This is a genomic window from Pontibaca methylaminivorans (assembly GCF_900156525.1).
GTDB classification, from domain to species: domain Bacteria; phylum Pseudomonadota; class Alphaproteobacteria; order Rhodobacterales; family Rhodobacteraceae; genus Pontibaca; species Pontibaca methylaminivorans.
In genome coordinates this window covers 1,804,753-1,819,665 of record NZ_FTPS01000001.1, presented here as the reverse complement: position 1 = coordinate 1,819,665, position 14,913 = coordinate 1,804,753, and the positions used below count along the sequence as shown (strand labels likewise).

General features: G+C 66.5%; 15 protein-coding genes. 10 read left to right on the top strand and 5 right to left on the bottom strand.

Annotated elements, in window-relative coordinates:
* Positions 1 to 40 precede the first annotated feature (40 nt).
* Positions 41 to 1,216 (top strand): penicillin-binding protein activator, encoded by a 1,176-nt coding sequence (locus tag B0B01_RS08895; protein WP_076649535.1) that lies wholly within the window; start codon positions 41 to 43, stop codon positions 1,214 to 1,216.
* 319 nt (positions 1,217 to 1,535) lie between these two features.
* The gene (murJ, locus tag B0B01_RS08890; protein ID WP_076649534.1) at positions 1,536 to 3,086 is read left to right on the top strand and encodes a murein biosynthesis integral membrane protein MurJ; all 1,551 of its coding nucleotides are present in this window, start codon (positions 1,536 to 1,538) and stop codon (positions 3,084 to 3,086) included.
* 5 nt (positions 3,087 to 3,091) lie between these two features.
* On the opposite strand, the gene B0B01_RS08885 is transcribed toward murJ, so the two are convergent.
* On the bottom strand, positions 3,092 to 3,784 hold the full coding sequence (locus B0B01_RS08885) for a rhomboid family intramembrane serine protease (protein ID WP_076649533.1): 693 nt from the start codon (positions 3,782 to 3,784) through the stop codon (positions 3,092 to 3,094).
* Positions 3,785 to 3,887: 103 nt separating this feature from the next.
* Here B0B01_RS08885 and trpS point away from each other — a divergent pair, with 103 nt between their 5' ends.
* The 8 genes from trpS to B0B01_RS08845 all read left to right on the top strand — a co-directional run bounded on the left by trpS (position 3,888) and on the right by B0B01_RS08845 (position 10,043).
* The gene (trpS, locus tag B0B01_RS08880) at positions 3,888 to 4,907 is read left to right on the top strand and encodes a tryptophan--tRNA ligase (protein ID WP_076649532.1); all 1,020 of its coding nucleotides are present in this window, start codon (positions 3,888 to 3,890) and stop codon (positions 4,905 to 4,907) included.
* Positions 4,908 to 5,034: 127 nt separating this feature from the next.
* Positions 5,035 to 5,988 (top strand): calcium/sodium antiporter, encoded by a 954-nt coding sequence (locus B0B01_RS08875; protein ID WP_076649531.1) that lies wholly within the window; start codon positions 5,035 to 5,037, stop codon positions 5,986 to 5,988.
* A gap of 103 nt (positions 5,989 to 6,091) precedes the next feature.
* Positions 6,092 to 6,547, top strand: coding sequence for a universal stress protein (locus B0B01_RS08870; RefSeq protein WP_076649530.1), 456 nt, complete (start codon positions 6,092 to 6,094; stop codon positions 6,545 to 6,547).
* Positions 6,548 to 6,654: 107 nt separating this feature from the next.
* Complete coding sequence (locus B0B01_RS08865; protein WP_076650140.1) at positions 6,655 to 7,218, top strand: NifU family protein; 564 nt, start codon at positions 6,655 to 6,657, stop codon at positions 7,216 to 7,218.
* Between the two features lie 43 nt (positions 7,219 to 7,261).
* Positions 7,262 to 7,840 (top strand): tRNA (adenosine(37)-N6)-threonylcarbamoyltransferase complex dimerization subunit type 1 TsaB, encoded by a 579-nt coding sequence (gene tsaB, locus B0B01_RS08860; RefSeq protein WP_076650139.1) that lies wholly within the window; start codon positions 7,262 to 7,264, stop codon positions 7,838 to 7,840.
* A complete protein-coding gene (locus B0B01_RS08855) occupies positions 7,837 to 8,262 on the top strand; it encodes a GNAT family N-acetyltransferase (RefSeq protein ID WP_076649529.1) in 426 nt (141 codons plus the stop codon). The genes tsaB and B0B01_RS08855 overlap by 4 nt, the downstream gene beginning before the upstream one ends.
* Before the next feature lie 88 nt (positions 8,263 to 8,350).
* Positions 8,351 to 9,274, top strand: a complete 924-nt coding sequence (locus B0B01_RS08850; protein WP_076649528.1) for a sulfite exporter TauE/SafE family protein — start codon at positions 8,351 to 8,353, stop codon at positions 9,272 to 9,274.
* Positions 9,275 to 9,278: 4 nt separating this feature from the next.
* Entirely contained in the window at positions 9,279 to 10,043 is a 765-nt protein-coding gene (locus B0B01_RS08845) for a TIGR02186 family protein (RefSeq protein WP_076650138.1), read from the top strand.
* 2 nt (positions 10,044 to 10,045) lie between these two features.
* Here the strand turns inward: B0B01_RS08845 and B0B01_RS08840 are convergent, their stop codons facing one another.
* The 4 genes from B0B01_RS08840 to ccrA all read right to left on the bottom strand — a co-directional run bounded on the left by B0B01_RS08840 (position 10,046) and on the right by ccrA (position 14,762).
* On the bottom strand, positions 10,046 to 11,581 hold the full coding sequence (locus B0B01_RS08840; protein WP_076649527.1) for an AAA family ATPase: 1,536 nt from the start codon (positions 11,579 to 11,581) through the stop codon (positions 10,046 to 10,048).
* Positions 11,582 to 11,635: 54 nt separating this feature from the next.
* Positions 11,636 to 12,274, bottom strand: coding sequence for an acyl-homoserine-lactone synthase (locus tag B0B01_RS08835; RefSeq protein ID WP_076649526.1), 639 nt, complete (start codon positions 12,272 to 12,274; stop codon positions 11,636 to 11,638).
* A 127-nt stretch (positions 12,275 to 12,401) separates the two neighbouring features.
* Positions 12,402 to 13,130, bottom strand: coding sequence for a helix-turn-helix transcriptional regulator (locus B0B01_RS08830; protein ID WP_234967735.1), 729 nt, complete (start codon positions 13,128 to 13,130; stop codon positions 12,402 to 12,404).
* A gap of 345 nt (positions 13,131 to 13,475) precedes the next feature.
* Positions 13,476 to 14,762, bottom strand: a complete 1,287-nt coding sequence (gene ccrA / locus B0B01_RS08820; RefSeq protein ID WP_076649523.1) for a crotonyl-CoA carboxylase/reductase — start codon at positions 14,760 to 14,762, stop codon at positions 13,476 to 13,478.
* Positions 14,763 to 14,913 lie beyond the last annotated feature (151 nt).

Genomic DNA, 14,913 nt, shown 5'->3' with positions numbered 1-14,913 from the left:
CCCTGCCGAAAATTACCCCTGCCGAAACGGAGCCGCATCCATGGTCGCCACTTTCCACTCCGCCCGCAAGCTCGCGCTGTATGCCTTCGCGCTGCTCACGATGCTGGCCCTTGCGGCCTGTGACGAGGTCGCGGCGCCCGGCGCGGGCCCGTCGGTGGAAAGCGGGCAGCCGGTCACCGTCGCGCTCCTCGTGCCGCAGGGCTCGGGGCAGCCGGGGGACGGGGTTCTGTCCAAAAGCCTTGAAAACGCCGCGCGCCTCGCGATCGCCGACCTGAACGGCCGCCCGCAGATCAACCTCCGGGTCTATGACACGGCCGGCAATGCCACCACCGCCGCCGCGCAGGCGCGCAAGGCCGTGGACGAGGGCGCCAGCATCATTCTCGGCCCGCTCTATGCCGAATCCGCCAATGCCGCCGGCATCGCCGTGCGCGACAGCGGCGTGAGCGTGCTTTCGTTCTCCAACAACCCGAGCATCGCGGGCGGCAATGTCTTCGTGCTCGGCCAGACCTTCGACAACTCGGCCGAGCGGCTGATGCGCTTTGCCTCGTCCCGGGGCAAGCGCAGCATCGTCGCCGTCTATGGCAACGACCTCGCGGGGGAGATGGGGTATTCGGCGATCCGCAGGGCCGCCTCCGCCGGTTCGGCCCGGCTGTCCGGCGCCGTCTCCTACGACATTTCGCAGCAGAGCGTGGTCGCCGCCGTGCCGCGCGTCAGCGAAGCGGTGAAGAACGCCGATGCCGATGCGGTCTTTCTGACGGCGAACACCGCCGGGGCGCTGCCGCTCTTTGCGCAGATGCTGCCCGAAGCCGGCGTGTCGCCGCAGGACGTCCAGTTCATCGGCCTGACCCGTTGGGACATCCCGCCGCAGACGCTGGCGATTCCCGGGGTGCAGGGCGGCTGGTTCGCCCTGCCCGACCCGGTGCGCACCGCCGCCTTCAACGGGCGCTATGCAGCGGCCTATGGCGGCCAGCCCCATGCGATCGGCGGGCTTGCCTATGACGGGATCGCCATCGTCGGCGCGCTGCTGCGCAACGGGCGCACCGATCTCGGCACCGCGGCGCTGACGCAGGGGGCCGGTTTCCAGGGCGTGAGCGGCGCGATCCGCCTGCGGCGCGACGGCTCCAACGAACGTGCGCTGGCCATCGCCACGGTGCGCGACCAGAAGGTGGTGGTGGTCGATCCCGCCCCGCGCAGCTTCTCCGGCGCGGGGTCCTGATCCGCCACGCAGGCGGGCACGACTGACCAACGCCCCCCGCTTCCCGGTCGCCCGCTTCTTGGTCGAAAGCACCCGCGCGCAGGGCCTGACTTGCGCGCGGCCTCGTGAGCCCCGGACCGGATGCGCGCGATGCGCGGCGCCGGCAGACGCACCCGCCCTCGCGATTCGGCCTTGGGGCACGGCCAGGTTCTCTTGCCGCGGGCGCGCCCGGCTTCGCGCTGCCGCCGGCCACAGCCACCCTTGTCCGGCAATTCCCGTTGCGGCGGCAGGGCCGGGCGGATAGGTCTGCGCGGCAGCATCCGGGACAAAGGGCCATGCCGTGAAGCCGATCCGCCTGCTTTCGAGCTTTCTTACCGTTGGCGGCTGGACGCTCCTGTCGCGGGTGCTCGGCTTTCTGCGCGATGCGCTGATCCTGGCGCTGCTGGGCACCGGGCCGCTGTACGAGGCCTATGTCGTCGCCTTCCGCCTGCCCAACATGTTCCGGCGCTTCTTTGCCGAGGGTGCCTTCAACATGGCCTTCGTGCCGATGTTCTCGAAAAAGCTCGAGACCGGCACCGACGCGCGGGATTTCGCCGAAACCGCCTTTGCCGGGCTGGCCAGCATCCTGATCCTGCTCACGCTCGCCGCGCAGGTGCTGATGCCCTGGCTGATCTTCGCGCTGGCCAGCGGCTTTGCCGGCGAAGAGCGGTTCACGCTGTCGGTCGAATTCGGGCGCATCGCCTTTCCCTATGTGCTGTTCATCTCGCTTGCGGCGCTGCTTTCGGGGGTGCTGAACGCCATGGGGCGCTTTGCCGCCGCGGCGGCGGCGCCGGTGCTGCTCAATGTGATGCTGATCGCGGCCATGGGCGGAGCGGTGTGGTTCGGGGGCGACGTCGCGCGGGCGCTGATCTGGGGTATTCCGGTCGCCGGGGTCGGGCAACTGGCGCTGGTCTGGATCGCCGCCGAGCGCGCCGGCTTCCGGTTGCGCCCACGCCTGCCGCGCCTTGATCCCGAGATGCGCCGCCTCGTGCGCATCGCCATCCCGGCCGCGCTCGCCGGTGGTGTGGTGCAGGTGAACCTGCTGGTCGGCCAGCAGGTCGCCAGCTATTTCGACAAGGCGGTGGGCTGGCTCTATGCGGCCGACCGGCTTTACCAGCTGCCGCTCGGCGTGGTCGGAATCGCCATCGGCGTGGTGCTGCTGCCGGATCTGTCGCGCCGCCTTGCGGCACAGGATCACGCCGGCGGGCGCCATGCCTTCAGTCGCGCGGGCGAGGCAGCGCTCATGCTCACCATCCCCTCGGCGGTGGCGCTGGTGGTGATCCCGCTGCCGCTGGTTTCAGTGATGTTCGAGCGCGGCGCCACCACCGCCGCCGACAGCCGGGCGATCGCGCTCGCGGTCGCACTTTACGGGCTGGGCCTGCCGGCCTTCGTGCTGCAGAAGATCCTCCAGCCGCTCTATTTCGCACGCGAGAACACCCGCACACCGTTCTATTTTGCGCTGGTCGCCATGATCCTGAATGCCGCCGTCGCGATCGGCCTTGCCCCGCTGCTCGGCTGGTATGCCCCGGCCATCGCGACCACCCTGGCCGGCTGGGCGATGGTGGTGCTGCTGATGCGCGGGCGCCGCTCCATGGGCGAGGTCGCGCGGTTCGACGCACGCTTTGCCGGGCGGATCTGGCGGATCTGCGCGGCCGCGCTGGTGATGGGTGCGGCGCTGCTCGGGGCGGCGCATCTGCTGCGCGTGCCGCTGGAAACGGCGGGGCTGCGCTATGTTGCGCTCGCGGGGCTGATCGCCCTTGGCATGGCGGTCTATTTCGTGACCGGCCGGTTGATCGGCGCGTTCCGTCTTTCCGAATTCGGCCTCATGCTGGGCCGGCGCCGGCGCGGCTGAGCCCGCTATTCGCCCCGGCCCCGACCCCGGCCCCGCCCGCGCAGCCGGGCCCAGCCGGCCGGCGAGACCACGAAACAAAGCCCGAATCCCGCGGCAAAGCCCCCGAGATCCGCCACCCAGTCGTTCTGCGTCTCGAAGAACACGCCGAACAGGAGCTGGATGCCCATCAGCACCGCGATCAGCGTGAAAGCGCGGGACTGGTTCGCCCCGATCCGCGCGAGCGACCGCGCAAGCAGCCAGGTAAAGGCGCCGATCAGCCCGTAAACCGGGGGAAATCCACCGATCAGCGGCTGCGGATCGTCCAGGATCAGCGCATAGGCCAGCGCACCGCCGATCCCCGAGACGACAAAGATCGCCAGCGTCGCGATCTGGCCGAAAGCCTCTCCCACCATCTTGCCCATGGCAAGCAGGATAACGCCCGCGAACAGCGCATGGGTGAACGAGGCATGCACGAAGGGATAGGTGACGAAGCGCGCCAGTTGCGCCGGCGGCCAGTGGTTGTTCGCCACCATCCAGTCGAGCACGGCGCCGGAAAAGGCATGCGACTGGATCGCGGCGAGCCGCCAGCCGACCGCACCGGCACCGCCGATGATCCCGCGCTCGCCAAGCTGGAGCACGATCTCGATCCCGATGATGACCAGAAACAGCGCCGCGACCACCGGCGGCAGCGGGTTGACCGCAGACCTGTCGTTATCCATTCGCCCGCTATCCTTCCTGCCCGCGCCGCCCCGGCGTCGGTTGACGATGCCTCGGCCCATGGGTAAGCGAGGCGCAGGCGATTTTCCAGACAGGAGTTTGCAGATGACCGAGGCGAAATTCACGCCGCGCGTCTTTTCCGGCATTCAGCCCTCGGGCGCGCTCCATCTCGGCAACTACCTCGGTGCCATCCGCCGCTTTGCCGCGATGCAGGACAAGGGCATGGAAACCATCTATTGCATGGTGGATCTGCATGCGATCACCGTCTGGCAGGATCCGGCGGATCTGGCGCAAAGCACGCGCACGCTCTGCGCGGGCTACATCGCCGCCGGGGTCGACCCGGAAAAATCCATCCTGATCAACCAGAGCCAGGTGCCCGAACACGCCGAGCTCGCCTGGGTCATGAGCTGCGTCGCCCGCATGGGCTGGATGAAGCGCATGACGCAGTTCAAGGACAAGGCCGGCAAGAACGCCGAGAAAGCCTCGCTCGGGCTGTTCGTCTATCCGGCGCTGATGGCGGCCGATATTCTGGTCTATCACGCAACCCACGTGCCCGTGGGCGAGGACCAGAAACAGCACGTCGAACTGACCCGGGACATCGCGGCCAAGTTCAACCATGACTACGGCGTCGATTTCTTCCCCCTGCCCGACCCGGTGATCGAGGGCACGGCGACGCGGGTCATGTCGCTGCGCGACGGCAGCAAGAAGATGAGCAAATCCGACCCTTCGGACGCAAGCCGCATCAACCTGATGGACGATGCCGACACGATCGCCCAGAAAATCCGCAAGGCCCGCACCGATTTCGATGCCCTGCCCTCCGAAGCCGCGGGGCTCGAGGGGCGGGCAGAGGCGCGCAACCTGGTGAATATCTACGCCGCCCTGTCCGACCGGACCCTGGACGAGACCCTCGGCGAGGTCGGCGGGCTCCAGTTTTCCGAGTTCAAGCCAAAGCTTGCCGAGCTCGCCGTGGCGCAGCTTGCACCGATTTCGGACGAGATGCGCCGCCTGCTCGCCGATCCGGCCGAGATCGACCGGATCCTCGCGGCGGGCGCGCGCCGCGCGCGGGACATCACCGGGCCGATCCTCGGGCGCGCCTACGAGATCATCGGCATGATCCGCTCCTGATGCAGACGAAGCCGCCGGAAAAGCGCGCCTTCCCCCTTGCGGACGACCGGGGGACACACATCTTGAGCGGCAGAACCAGCGCCGCCGGCCCGCAGCCGAACGGCAGACAGGGAAGCAGACAGGGAACATGACGGATATCCTCATTCTGCTCGGCGGTTTCGCCGCCCTGATCTTCGGCGGCGAGTTGCTCGTGCGGGGGGCGGTCGCGCTTGCGCAGCGCTTCAATGTTCCCCCGCTCATCATCGGGTTGACCCTGGTCGGCTTCGGCACCTCGCTGCCCGAACTCGTGACCAGCATCGAGGCCGCGCTCGCCGGTTCGCCCGGGATCGCCGTCGGCAACGTCGTCGGCAGCAACATCGTCAATATCCTGCTGATTCTCGGCCTTGCCGCGCTGATCTCGCCGCTTGCGGTGCCGCGCGCCGGGTTCCTGCGCGACGGGGTGACGCTGTCGCTGGCCACTGTTCTTTGCCTTGTCGTCGTGCTGGTCGGGGTCCTGGAGCGCTGGTCGGGGGGCGTGCTGCTTGCGGTGCTGGCGACCTATCTCGGGATCATGCTCTGGCGCGAACTGCATCGCCCCGCCGGCGCGGGCGAGGGCTTGACGGACGACTTGCCCTCTCCGGTGCAGGGCGGGTGGGTGAATGCCGCGCTGGCGCTTGTCGCGGGGCTCGTGCTGACGATTCTCGGCGCGAAATACATGGTCGCGGCCGCCATCTCGATCGCCGCCGCCGCCGGCATGTCGGAAACCCTGATCGGCCTGACCATCGTTGCGCTCGGCACCTCGATGCCCGAACTGGTCACCTCGGTGATCGCCGCCCGCAAGGGGCACAGCGCCGTGGCGCTTGGCAATATCATCGGCTCCAACATCTTCAACATGCTGGGCATCCTCGGGGTAACGGCGCTGGTCAAGCCGCTGCGCGTTCCCGACGAGATCATCTCGCTCGACATCTGGGTGATGATTGCCGCGACCGCGGCGCTGCTTCTGTTCGCGCGCACCGGCTGGCGGATCGAACGCCGCGAAGGGGCGGCGCTGATGGCCGGTTACGCGGCCTATATCGGATGGCTGCTGCGCGCCGTGATCTGATGTCGCGGTCCAGGCGGAACGGTTGCCTGCCTCTCTGCCATGGGGCATCATCGCCGCCGTGCAAGACATGTGAACGATGGCGCAACGCGCAAAAGGGGGAGCGATGCGCAAATTCCTGGTGGTGCTGGATGACAGCCGCGAATGCCTGAACGCCATGCGCTTTGCCGCCATGCGCGCGACCAACAGCGGCGGCGGCGTCACCATCCTGTCGATCATTCCGCGCGACGAATACAATCACTGGATCGGCGTCGCCGAAGTCATGCGCGACGAGCTGCGCGAGCGGATCGAGGCCCATTTCGAGGTGTTCGCCAAATGGATGCGCGACCGCCAGAACCTCGACCCCGAGCTTGTCATCCGCGAGGGCGATCCCCTGCCGGAGCTTCTGGCGCTGATCGAGGAAGACCCGGACATCGGCATGCTGGTGATGGGCGCAAGCGAGGACAGCAAGAACCCGGGGCCGCTGCTGGGCCAGGTCACCCGCAACCTCGGCTCCCTTCCGATCCCGCTCACGATCGTGCCGGGACATCTCAGCAAGGAAAAGCTTGCCGAGATCGCCTGACAGCCGGACGGTGCCGGCATCCGCCTGCATAAATCTTAGAACCGTTCCAAACCTTGACTTGCCGGCCCGCCGGGCGCATATCGGAACGGCATTCAATGGAGGTGCATATGTTCATCCAGACCGAATCGACTCCCAATCCGGCGACGCTGAAGTTCCTGCCCGGTCAACAGGTGCTCGAAACGGGGACGATGGACTTCCCGGCCGAGGAAGCCGCCGCACAATCCCCCCTCGCCACGCGGATTTTTTCGCTCGACGGCGTTGCGGGGGTTTTCTTCGGACAGGACTTCATCACCGTGACCAAGGCCGAAGAGGCCGAATGGGATCATATCCGCCCGGCCATCCTTGGCGCGATCATGGATCATTTCCAGTCGGGCGATCCGGTGGTGATGCCCGATCACACCATGGGGCCGGCCCATGCCGAACACAGCGGCCCCGACAGCGACGTCGTCGAACAGATCAAGGATCTTCTCGACACGCGGGTGCGCCCGGCGGTGGCGCAGGACGGCGGCGACATCACCTTCCAAAGCTATGACGACGGCATCGTGTATCTGCACATGCAGGGCGCCTGCGCGGGCTGCCCCTCGTCCATGCTGACCCTGAAGATGGGCATCGAGAACCTGCTGCGTCATTATATCCCCGAAGTGAGCGAAGTGCGCCCCGTGGCGCCCTGATGCAGAGGGCCGCGGCCCCGGCAGCGGAGCGCGGATGGACCGCATGCCCCTGATCCTTGGTTTCGACACCTCGGGCCCCGCCTGCGCCGGTGCGCTTCTGCGGGGTGACAAGCTGCTTTTGCAGCGGGCGGAGCCCATGGCGCGCGGCCAGGCGGAACGGCTTGTTCCCTTTCTGGAGGAAATCCTGGCGGACGCGGGTGCGGGCTGGCACGACCTTGCCGCGATCGGGATCGGCATCGGGCCCGGGAATTTCACCGGCATCCGCATCGCCGTCGCGGCGGCGCGGGGGCTCGTGCTCGGGCTCGGCATTCCGGCGGTCGGCGTCAGCGGCTGCGAGGCGCGGGCCTGTCTTGCGCCGGGGCAGAAAACCGGGATCGAGGCGCCGCGCGAGCGGATTTATCTTTGCAACCCGGCGGATCCCGCCGAGATCCCGCATCTGGTGACGCGCGAGGCGGCCGGCGATGTGGCGACCGGGTTCGCGCCCGACCGGCTCGCAGCCGCCATCTGCCAGGTGGCCGCAACCCGCTGGCAGGCGAACCCGCCCCGCCCTGCCCCGCTTTATGTGCGCCCGGCCGACGCCGCCCCCATGCGCGAGGCGCCGCCCGTTCTGCTGGACGAATGAGGCAGGCCCCAACCCTGGAAGACCTTGCCGCCCTGCACCGCGCCGCCAATCATGACGACCGCGGCTGGAGCGCCGCCGAGTTCGCGGATCTCCTGGCCGGGGCAGGCACCCGCGCGATGGGCGATGACCGCGCCTTCGCCCTGTTTCGCGTGATCCTTGACGAGGCCGAACTGCTGACCGTCGCGACCCATCCCGCACAGCGCCGCAAGGGACTGGCCCGCGCGCTGATGAAGCAATGGCAGACCGAGGCCGCCCGCATGGGCGCACAGCGTGCGTTCCTCGAGGTTGCGGCTGACAATTCCGCGGCCGTCGCGCTCTATGCCGGCTGCGGCTATGCCGCCACCGGGCGGCGCCGGGAGTATTACAGCCGCAAGGGCCGCACGCCGGTCGATGCGATCCTGATGACGCGCACCCTGCCCTGAGGCGGCCCCGCATCATCCACTCGACCCGGAGCCCGGTTCCGGTTACGGAGTGTGCAGAACGGGAACGCGGATACAGGACACGGATCTGATGCAGATCTACCTGCCCATCGCCGAGGTGTCGGTCAACATCTTCCTCGCGCTCGGGCTCGGGGGAATCGTCGGGCTGCTGTCCGGCATGTTCGGCGTCGGCGGCGGATTCCTGATGACGCCGCTGCTGTTCTTCATCGGCATCCCGCCGGCCGTGGCGGTGGCGACCGGCGCCAACCAGATCGTTGCTTCGTCATTTTCCGGGGCGCTGACCCATTTTCGCAAGCGCACCGTCGATCTGCGCATGGGCGGGATGCTGCTGGCCGGCGGGCTCGTCGGGGTCGTGGTGGGGATGGTGATATTCAACTATCTTCGCCGCCTTGGTCAGGTCGATCTGCTGGTGCAGCTGCTTTACGTCGTGTTCCTTGGCATCATCGGCCTGCTGATGTTCGTCGAAAGCGTCAGGGCCTTCCGCAGGAGCCGCCGCATCGGTGCCGAGCTTCCGAGGCGCAGGCGGCAGCGCAACTGGGTGCATATCTGGCCGATCAAGATGCGGTTCCGCACCTCGGGGCTTTATATCTCGGTCATTCCGCCGATCATGATCGGTGCCGCGGTCGGGGTGCTGGCGGCGATCATGGGTGTGGGCGGCGGGTTCATCATGGTGCCGGCCATGATCTATATCCTCGGCATGCCGACCAAGGTGGTGGTCGGAACCTCGCTGTTCCAGATCATCTTTGTCGCGGCGCTGACGACGCTTCTGCACGCGGTGACCAATTACACCGTCGATGTGGTGCTGGCGGTGCTCCTGCTTCTGGGCGGGGTGATCGGGGCGCAGTTCGGCACCCAGCTTGCGGTCAAGATCAAGCCCGAGCTGCTGCGGCTGCTTCTGGCGGCGCTGGTGATCGCGGTCTGCAGCAAACTGGCGTTCGACCTGCTGGTCGCGCCGGCCGAGCCCTATTCCATCTCCCTGCGGTCGGGGCGCTGAGGTGGTGGCGCGGCTGCTGGTCCTCGCGCTTCTGCTGCTCCTGCCGGGACAGGGGGCGGCCCGCGAGGAAGTGGTGCTTGGCCTGTCGGAAGACCGCATCTCGATCAACACGAGCTTTACCGGCTCGCAAATCCTGATCTACGGCGCCGTGAAGCGCGAGGCGCCGCCCGAGGACGCGCCGCTCGGCGTCATCATCACCGTCGAGGGGCCCGACCAGCGGCTGACCGTCCGGCGCAAGACCCGGCAATTCGGCATCTGGATCAACACCGATGCGGTGGTGGTCGATTCCGCGCCGAGCTTCTATGCCGTCGCGACCACCGGGCCGCTCGAGGATATCCTGACCAGCACCGAAGACCTGCGGCGCAAGATCTCGATCAACCGGGCGATCCGCGCGGTCGGCGCGCCCGACACGATCCGGGACGCGGAGCGGTTCACCGAGGCGATCATCCGCATCCGCGAACGGGCAAACCTTTATCAGCAGCGTGAAGGCCGGGTCGACCTGCGGCAGGAAACGCTGTTCAGCACCGCCATTTCCATGCCCTCGGAACTGGTCGAGGGCGTCTATGACGTGCGCATCTTTCTGACCCGCAAGGGCGAGGTCATATCGGAACATGACTCCAGCATCGACGTGCGCAAGGTCGGGCTGGAACGCTGGCTGTTCGCGCTGGCCCATGCACGGCCCTTTTTCTACGGGCTGATGTCGCTCGCGGTGGCGATCCTTGCCGGCTGGGGCGCATCCGAGGCATTCCGCAAGCTGCGCAACTGGTAACGTCAGTCCGCCGCGCCCTCATTGAGCGAAAGCGCCGGGGCCGGCTGTGCGCGCAGATCGTCAAGACGCAGCGGATGGGTCGGGCGCGACAGGCGGTTGCGCACGACCCAGATCAGCCGCTCCTGGGCGCGGGTGATCGCGACATAGGCCAGGCGCTTCCACAGCGGCTGACCGGCCTCGACCCGGCCCATGCGGGCGGCGACGAAAAGATCGGGGGCAAACACCTGAACGTTTTCCCATTGCGACCCCTGCGCCTTGTGGATCGTGACCGCCGCACCATGCAGAAAGGTCGCCCCCATCCGCGCCGCATAGGGAATGAAGGGCTCTTCCTCGTCCGGCTTCTCGATGCGGATGATGCTGGCCGCGCTCAGTTGCGGATCCTCGGCGCCGACCACATGCAGGCGCGAGAATCCGGGCTTGCGGCCGGCGCCGAGATAGATCACCTGCGCGCCGCGGATGAGGCCCCGCGCCTCGAGGTCGAGCCGCTTGCGGCGGTGCTTGAGCGGCAGTTCGATTCCGTCGCAGATCAGCGGCTCTCCGGCAAGAAGCGCATCCTCGGGCGCCTCGTGGACGGCGCGAAATGCGTTTATCAGCCGGATTCGCGTGTTGTTGCGCCAGACCAGCACCGGGCTGCGGGCCATGAGATCGACATCGACCCGTTCCGCCCAGACCACGCGCGGATCATGCGCCGCGCGCTCGCGAATCATCTGCTCGAACCCGGCGAAATCGAGGTCGGGATCGGCGAGCGCATGGGCGAGGTCGAGAATCGGGCTGTCGGCCTGCTGCCGATGCACGCGGTGAAGCAGGAGCTTGCGGGTGTCGGGCAGCGCGTCGAAGACCATGCTGCCCGATTGCTGAACCGGCGCGAGCTGCGCCGGATCGCCGAACAGCACCAGATGCGAGAAGATCTGCTTGAGATCCTCGAATTGCCGGTCATCGAGCATCGACGCCTCGTCGACGAAACCGATATCGAGCGGCTCGTCCCGCCGTTTCCAGCCCGTGATGAAATCCGATCCGCGCAGCCCCGCCGCGGCAAGGGCACCGGGAATCGACGCGTGCTGACCATAAAAGGCCGCCGCCCGGTCGAGCGCCGCATCGGTCAGCCCCTCGATCGCGGGGCGCTCGCCCTTGCCCTCCAGCCATTCGGCGATGCGCTCGTATTCCGGGTCATAGACCGGCGTATAGATGATCCTGTGGATCGTCGTCGCCGGCACGCCCCGCAGGCGCAGCACGCTTGCCGCCTTGTTGGTCGGCGCGAGAATGGCAAGCGTGCGTTCGCCGGTCAGCCGGCGGCTTTCGTAATCCGCCGAGATCACCGAAACGCCGGCCTCGCGCAGCGCCTTGAACAGCTCGACCAAGAGCAGGGTCTTGCCCGATCCCGCCTTGCCGATCATCGCAAGCACATCTGGCGCGTCCCCCTCGGGCGGGATCAGCGTGCCGCTGGCAAGGTCGATTCCGGCCGCGTGCAACCCGTCGCCCACGGCGCTCAGGGCCGCGGCCTGGTCGGGTGAAAAGGCGAGGTTCGGGTCGCTGCTCATGCGCGCGACCCTACAGCCCGGCCCGCGCCCCGACCAGAGCCGGCGACGCCAGAATCAGGCGGTCAGCGCCATTTCCCGTGGTGGCGGCGTGCCGAATGAGCGGTCGAACCACAGGCGCGAAAGTTCGGCCGGGATGCCGGCCCGGGCCGCCACACGCGCGCGCGCCTCGGGCGAGAATTCCCACAGGCCGACGCTGATGCGCTCGCGCCCCTCTCCCTCGCCGCCCAGAACCTCGGGCGAGGAGCCGATGGCGCGGTAGATGCGCACCATGCGGGCGTCAAAAACGCCGACAAAGTGGCGTATGCCGAAGTTCGTCATGATTTCCCCGCCGCCGAGCATGAGGGCGGCGGCAACGGACGAGGGCGCGTTTCGGGCAAGGCAGAATCGCGTGCATTCCCAGATCAGGGGGCTGACCACGGGCCCGCCGCCCAGCAGATGGCCGAACACGTCGTTGACCATGACCGGCCCGGTGGTCGGCAGAAAGCGCATGGAGCCCCCATGGCTTCCGTCCGCGTTTTCCCAGATGACATAGAGCGGATCGAGATCGTCATACTGATCGCGCTCGAACCCCTGTTCGTCGATGGTCACATCCCAGCCGAGCCGGGTGTGAAACTGGTCGGTCCGATCGCGGAACATGGCCGCCGCGAGTTCGGGATGTTGGTGAAGGTCGTGACCATATAGATAGTGCAGCATAGCAGTGTCTCCCCAAGCGGTATTCGCAACCGCAATGCTACGGTCCAAAAAGTTAACACTTTGTCAGCGGCACAAGAGCGCGCCGGCAACGGGGAAACATGGGCAGAAAGCAGCCGATTGCGCCGGATCAGACGACGATGAGCCCCCGGCTCAGCGCCCGGGCCACGGCATGGGTGGTGTTGAGCGCGCCCAGCTTGAAACGGGCGCTTTCGATATAGACCCGCAGCGTGTTCTCGGAAATCGCCAGCGTTTCGGCCACCTGCGCCCGGCTGTAGCCGAGCGCGATCAGGGTCATGGCATCGACTTCGCGCGGCGACAGGGCGCGGGGCTGGTCCGACTGGCGCTCCGGCTCGAATTCGAGCGCCTTGCGGTGAAAGTAATGACCGATCAGGATCAGATCGCGGCTGTGGTTCTCGATGAAATCCGCCCAGGTATCGTCGTCGCAATTGTGGCTTGTCGTGAACAGCGCGAACTGGCCGTTCGGCCCCCGGATCGGGATCGAAAACCCCTGATTGCCGATGCCGTATTTCACCGCCTGGGAAAAGAATTCGCGCGATGACTTGCTGGTCCAGTCCAGCCGCTTCCAGTCCACGGGATGGAAACGCTGGTAGCATCCGAGAATGACAGGGTCGATCCTGAGGTAATTGCGCTCCAGGTACAGGTTTACCCATTCGTCGCTATAGGTGCCGCACCCGTATTGATCGCCGGCACTGTCGACCCAGTGATAGACCATGTGATCGACACCAAAGCCATCGCGCAGCGCGGCGATGATGTCCTGCAGGCCGTCAAGCGTGCTGGTGGCGTCCAAATCCCGCAGTATCTGATCCAGATCCACCTTGTCCATGGACGGTGACATCCACCTCATGCTTCGTGGTCGCGATTTCCATCGCCGCGATCAGTTTGGCATCGGCCAGATGTTCTGCCAAGTCCGCCATCCCGTTCGCAGAGGTATATGTGCAAAGATCCTGAAGGACGTCCAGTATCCAATCGTGCCGCATCTCAGTTTCCTCCCCATGTCTTAACGTCAGGTTAAAAATCTAGTGCCAGCGGAACTCCGCCGATATTCACGGCTTTCGCTCCATCAAAAATGGTGAGGCATGACCCTGCGAAGTAATTGATTCGTATGGAACCGGGCCGGAAAAAGAAAATGCCCGCGATGCGAACGGGCATCACGGGCACCAATGTGAACCGGCCGGGCGAATCAGCCGCGCGCGGCGAGCACCTCTTCCATGGTGCGCAGTCCGGTCTTCGGCGACTGGATCAGCACCGCCATGTTCCCCGGCTTGTGCTCGTTGTGCAGCATTTTCATGTGCGCGGTCGGCAGTTCATCCCAGGCAAAGGTTTCCGACAGGCAGGGATCGAGCCGCTTTTCCAGCATCAGCCGGTTCGCGGCGCTCGCCTGCTTGAGATGGGCGAAATGGCTGCCCTGAAGGCGCTTCTGGTGCATCCACATGTAACGCACGTCGAAGGTCAGGTTGAACCCGGTGGTGCCGGCGCAGATCACCACCATGCCGCCGCGCTTGACCACCAGCGTCGAGACCGGGAAGGTAGACTCGCCCGGATGTTCAAAGACGATATCGACGTTCACGCCCTTGCCGGTGATGTCCCAGATCGCCTTGCCGAACTTGCGCGATTCCTTGAGCCATTCGTTGTATTCCGGCGTGTTCACCGTGGGCAGCTGCCCCCAGCAGTCGAAATCGCGGCGGTTGATCACGCCCTTGGCCCCGAGCCCCATCACGAAGTCGCGCTTGCTCTCGTCCGAGATCACGCCGATCGCATTGGCACCCGCGGCGGTGACCAGCTGGATCGCGAAGGAACCGAGCCCGCCCGAGGCGCCCCAGACCAGCACGTTATAGCCGGGCTTGAGCTCATGCGGGGGGTGACCGAACAGCATCCGGTAGGCGGTGGCGAGCGTCAGCGTGTAGCAGGCCGATTCTTCCCAGGTCAGGTGCCTGGGCCGCGGCATCAGCTGCTGCGCCTGCACGCGCGTGAACTGTGCAAAGGAGCCGTCGGGGGTCTCGTAACCCCAGATCCGCTGCGTCGGGGAATAAAGCGGATCGCCGCCGTTGCATTCCTCGTCGTCGCCGTCGTCCTGGTTGCAGTGGATCACGACCTCGTCGCCGACCTTCCAGCGGGTCACGCTGTCGCCGACCGCCCAGACAATGCCCGACGCATCCGACCCGGCGATGTGGAACGGCTGCTTGTGCCCGTCAAACGGGCTCACCGGCTTGCCCAGCGCGGCCCAGATGCCGTTGTAATTGACGCCGGCGGCCATCACCAGGACCAGCACGTCGTGGCTGCCGAGTTCGGGAATATCCACGACCTCTTCCAGCATGGCGGTGTTGGGCTCTCCGTGACGTTCCTTGCGAATGGCCCAGGCGTGCATCTTCTTCGGCACGTATCCGAGCGGAGGAATCTCGCCGACGTCATACAGATCCTTTTCGGGCGCCTCATAGGGCGCGATGGTGTCGCGGGCATCAAGACCCATGATGAAACTCCTTTGCTGCGGCGCAGAACTGGCAGATGCAGCACCTTTACGTTTCGGCGCGAAACAATGCAACCGATGAACTGGGACATTTGAAACAATATGACCACGAGGTCTCGTAGCGGACCCTCGATCCGCAATTGCGTGGCCACGG